Source organism: Iodobacter sp. (assembly GCF_025352645.1).
Classification (GTDB): domain Bacteria; phylum Pseudomonadota; class Gammaproteobacteria; order Burkholderiales; family Chitinibacteraceae; genus Iodobacter.
This window is the reverse complement of the sequence record NZ_JANXSO010000159.1, coordinates 1-4,386: the sequence shown is the minus strand read 5'-3', so window position 1 is coordinate 4,386 and position 4,386 is coordinate 1. Positions and strand designations below refer to the sequence as shown.

The following is a 4,386-nucleotide window of genomic DNA, read 5'->3' as shown; positions in this document are numbered from 1 at the left end:
GGCGATAAATTTCACTTTTTCATCCATCGGTTTCACCTCATTCCACGGCATAACGTGCTCCAGTTGTGCGTATCACAAACCAGAGAAGTGTTACCTATGTCCTTGGACGAATGTGTTACCTATGAGTGTGAACCTTACCCTGCTCTGTAGATCGTTCACTGCCGTACAGGCAGCTCAGAAATTAATTGGGCAAGCATGGGGAGAGATAAGCTAGTTCACTGCCGTACAGGCAGCTCAGAAATTGGCAGCCTCTACAACAGGGCTTGCGCCCATGTTCACTGCCGCACAGGCAGCTCAGAAATGTTCCTGCACCCAGTCCACATCCCATGACGAGTTCACTGCCGCACAGGCAGCTCAGAAAAAATGGCAGGAATAAATAAAAAGTGAAGGCTGGTTCACTGCCGCACAGGCAGCTCAGAAAATAGCCTTGTATTGAAGTTGAAGAACCTCCAAGTTCACTGCCGCACAGGCAGCTCAGAAACAATAGACAGACTGGTCAGCATCAAAGATAGGGTTCACTGTCACACAGGCAGCTCAGAAATTAGAAAAAGGTGAATAGAATGAAAGCAAAAAGTTCACTGCCGCACAGGCAGCTCAGAAATCCTCGAGCGGCGTAACGGCCTGATGCGTTTTGTTCACTGCCGCACAGGCAGCGTAAGCCGCTGTTATATTTGGGTGAGCAGGGAGTTGGTATGGTGTTTTTTGATGTGGGCAATTGGCTGGGGTGGATTGCTGGTGGCTATTTACTGATGAGCATCGTGGCTTTTATTGCCTACGCCGTAGATAAATCCGCAGCTAAGAATAACCGCTGGCGCACTCAAGAGAGCACTTTGCATTTTCTGGGGCTGTTGGGGGGCTGGCCGGGGGCTTTGTTGGCGCAGTGGGTGCTGAGGCATAAATCTAAAAAGGCTGCGTTTATGGTGGTGTTTTGGGCGACGGTGCTGATTAATTGTGTGGCTTTGGCGTGGTTTTTGATGCGCTGGCGTTGAGCGGCTTAAGGCCGAAGGCGGTGCACAAGAGACGCGACTTGCACACCCGATACAAACTCATTTCACAAGCTAGGCGCAGTAGATAGTCACAGCGATATCGCTTCTTTAATGCTATGCCACGTCACCATCCAAATATTCCAGCCAAAGTTGAATCCAGATGGGTTGCTGCGGGATGATGTGTTGGGTACGGGCTAGATTGTCGGTTTCATGAAAGGACATGATTTTTCCTAAAGAAATGAGTAATGTAGCCAACATCCTCCTTATGTTGCGCTGCAACATTGACGCGTGTCAATCTGCTTACTACTTTTCTCTATTTTGCCGCTGAAATATCAATACTTCTCTAACAACATATTTTGGTGTAATCACCGTGCAATTTTATTATGGTTTATTTTTAATAATTATGTAAATAAAGTATTAGGGTCTGGGGTGGGGGCAAATCAGCTATTTTGAAGTGGTAAAAGGCGCTGACTATGTTCGCCCCCGAGTTTAGCCTGCCGCAGCAAAGATATGCCGCCAGCGTAAATAACCATACATTCGATAAGGCTCTTGCCCAGCGTAAATAAGCCGCACACGTCGGCCTGTTTTGTACTCTTCAATAATTTTATTATTCTCAGCTATTTGTGCATTATTTTTTCCGACCAGATCTTGTGTATCGGCCTCCGAAACGCCCGCTCTCCGCTGGGCATCGGGGTTCGCCAGCAGATATTCATTCGTTTGCTTTATTCGCTGATTTTCTCTGTTCAGACAAAATGAAAAATAGGCTTAATTTATTTCAACTCACTTAAGAGCAGCTTCGCACACAAAACACTCCCTTTTTCTTCTGCCTTCAAATGAAATTTAATTAACAATTTTCTCTTTCCACTTAACAAGAATAAATCAACCTTTAATATTGAAGACAGCAGTAAAACATCATCCTTATCGATGGCTAATAGAATACTTTTTTCCCAATCTTCTTTTTTATTTTCCACATGCGCATACAAAAAAACAAACCCAGTAAATAAACAAATAACAGCAATAGAAAATTGATTATGAATAATTAAATCAACACCAAGATAATTACTCAATCCTTCACGAAGTCTAAAAAATGGAATAATATCCAACAACTCAATAAAAAAAAACCATAAAAACATAAAACCAGAACAAACAAGCAAAAAAATGCCAAGTATTAACATATACATCCTTCTTTAAAAAACATAATAGTCACATAAAAAGTACTCATTCAATTAATTACACTCATAATTAGAAAATCGTAGCAAGAAAATAAAAACTCACCTAAAAAATTTAAAAATTAATTTTCACTCAGTGCTTCTTCTCCATCAAAAGATTGCCAAGTAGAGTGAATTAGTGCTTATGCGCCAAAGACATGCCGCCAGCGCAGATAGCCATACATGCGATAAGGCTCATGCCCTTCAAATGCAAGACGAATACGGCGACCTGTTTTATATTCTTCGATTATTTTATTATTTTCTTCTATTTTGGCCGTGTTTTTTTCTTTGAGTCTTTGCACCTCTGTGACCGAAACGCCCGAACGCTGCAATAAATCTGGATGAGTAAGAATCGCTTCATTCCTTTGCTTTAACTCATGATTTTCACGCTGAAGCTTTGCTATTTCTACTTTAGCCTCGTCAGCGGCTTCTGCTCCAAGTGGCTTAAACCACGCTCTGGAATCGTGCATCAATGTTTCAAAAAATGGCAGGCACGGCGCTGGGCAGTGGCCTGCCCACAATGCTTTAATTCCCTCATCCCATTCTTTTTGCTTATCTTTCATCACATTAGCGACCAAATGCCGAGCAAGTAAGCTCAGGCCTGCGGATACTATAGGGCCAGGAAAGACGCGTGTACTCGCGGTGGTTTGTAAGAGTATTTTTTCTATCACCGGATCATCAGAATTTAAAAACTTAAGAGAGGATTGATCCTGCAAAAAATCCAGCTCTAGCTTGAGCTGCTGATCTGTCACCTTAAAATCAACAATATCTTGTGCTTTAGAAACGGCAGTAGATGCATTCAGGCTAGCCTGTTCATGGGCATGCCCTAGAATGGAGCGCCGCCATTGCAAAAAATAGCCATAGTGCTGATGCATCAGTTTTAGCAAGGGCATCGAAGGCTGGCGCTCAACAGGCCACATTGGGTCAATCGCTGCCAAACTGGCTTTACTGACTGGGCTGCTCGATGGGGTACTAAGCTTGCTGGTTGCTTGCACATAGTCATTAAATTTTTTAATCGTTTGGCTGTCAATTTTAAAATTACTTTCCCGAAAGCCCTTCCATTCGCTTGGATTAGTCATCGGCACGCCCGCCATCAGCGCCTCGCGGTACATTTGTGCCAGCGTAATTTGCGAAATTTTTTTCTGATCTCCCGCACTGCCCTTACCACTCGCCCGCCCTTGATCATCCGGTAAATAACCGCCGCCAATATCGGAGTGCACGCCTGGATAAACCACCTCTTTCAAATGACTGCCACTTCCCACCGAATCCAAAGGAAACGAAGCCCTTACCTCGTGCGCAGCAACTAAATGCACGCAACGTTTAACACTGGAAGAAACGCTTAAATTCTGCTCGGTGGCCCAAGCATAATGACCATCTGCCCCAGGTGCAGACCGGGAAATCCCTACCGATGCTACGGTGTCAAACAAGCCCAGAAAATCAACACTCAGCGCTATCCCGCCCACCCCGCCGCCATAGGCATTCAGCAGCCAATTGCAAAACGCACGGGCCTCTGCCGCTCCGCGAGAAAACCCAAACACCGAAATTCTGACCCGCCGTAATGAAGGCTTATTGGCCAGCCTAACTTTAATTTTTTCGTGCAATGCCTGGCTGCGTTTAGCCAGCACCGTCGCCCGGCTAAAATCCGCCTGCGGATTGGGTATTTCTAACCACTGATCCGGCTTGGTCTGATAAGGCTGTATTTTTAGCGTGGGCGGCAGGGGCTTTTGCGCCCCATACCAACGATCCAGCATCTTTTGCGCCAGCTTGCCGTCATTATCCAGTGGATCAGTCAGGTTTTCACCCAGCAAAGCGGCAGAAATATGGTTAGTTACTTGCAGCAGAGCCCAGCACATCCTGACTTCCGCATGCATGGCAGCCGCCAGCCCACCTGTTTTATCACTATCTACACCGCTATCCCCCAGCTTTTGAAACGGCGTACCCACGCCGGGAATATAGGTTTTACGATACAAATACGGATCCGTTCCCGGCCCTTTCAGATAAGGCTCATCCGCTTTGGCTGTCCCGCTGGTTAAAGCCAGCTGCGACATCGTGCCCTTGCCCGGATAAGCCTCGTATAAACGCGCCACATTGCTATGGCAGTATTCAGGCGTATCCCGATATTTATTGTTATTGGTGCCATCGAAAAAAAAGCCGAGAAAGATGTCTTCTTCGCAGGTGAGGCAGGAAGGCTC

Annotated in this window: 3 protein-coding genes and 1 CRISPR repeat array; of the genes, 1 reads left to right on the top strand and 2 read right to left on the bottom strand. The window is 45.6% G+C overall.

The features are described from left to right. Positions 1-153: 153 nt before the first annotated feature. A CRISPR array of direct repeats spans positions 154-661; the repeat unit is 28 nt; unit sequence GTTCACTGCCGCACAGGCAGCTCAGAAA. A gap of 31 nt (positions 662-692) precedes the next feature. After that, complete coding sequence (locus tag Q0R17_RS17610) at positions 693-989, top strand: DUF1294 domain-containing protein (RefSeq protein WP_293937380.1); 297 nt, start codon at positions 693-695, stop codon at positions 987-989. 767 nt (positions 990-1,756) lie between these two features. Here the strand turns inward: Q0R17_RS17610 and Q0R17_RS17605 are convergent. Together Q0R17_RS17605 and Q0R17_RS17600 are read right to left on the bottom strand one after the other, a co-directional pair. Continuing rightward, positions 1,757-2,161 (bottom strand): hypothetical protein, encoded by a 405-nt coding sequence (locus Q0R17_RS17605; protein ID WP_293937378.1) that lies wholly within the window; start codon positions 2,159-2,161, stop codon positions 1,757-1,759. Positions 2,162-2,337: 176 nt separating this feature from the next. Beyond that, positions 2,338-4,386 (bottom strand): DUF2235 domain-containing protein (locus tag Q0R17_RS17600; RefSeq protein ID WP_293937376.1); only part of this gene is annotated, 2,049 nt, incomplete at its 5' end.

Bases quoted from the DNA above. Each gene is read 5' to 3' on its own strand.
- Q0R17_RS17610 (WP_293937380.1), top strand. From the start codon at position 693: ATGGTGTTTTTTGATGTGGGCAATTGGCTGGGGTGGATTGCTGGTGGC.
- Q0R17_RS17605 (WP_293937378.1), bottom strand. From the start codon at position 2,161: ATGTTAATACTTGGCATTTTTTTGCTTGTTTGTTCTGGTTTTATGTTT.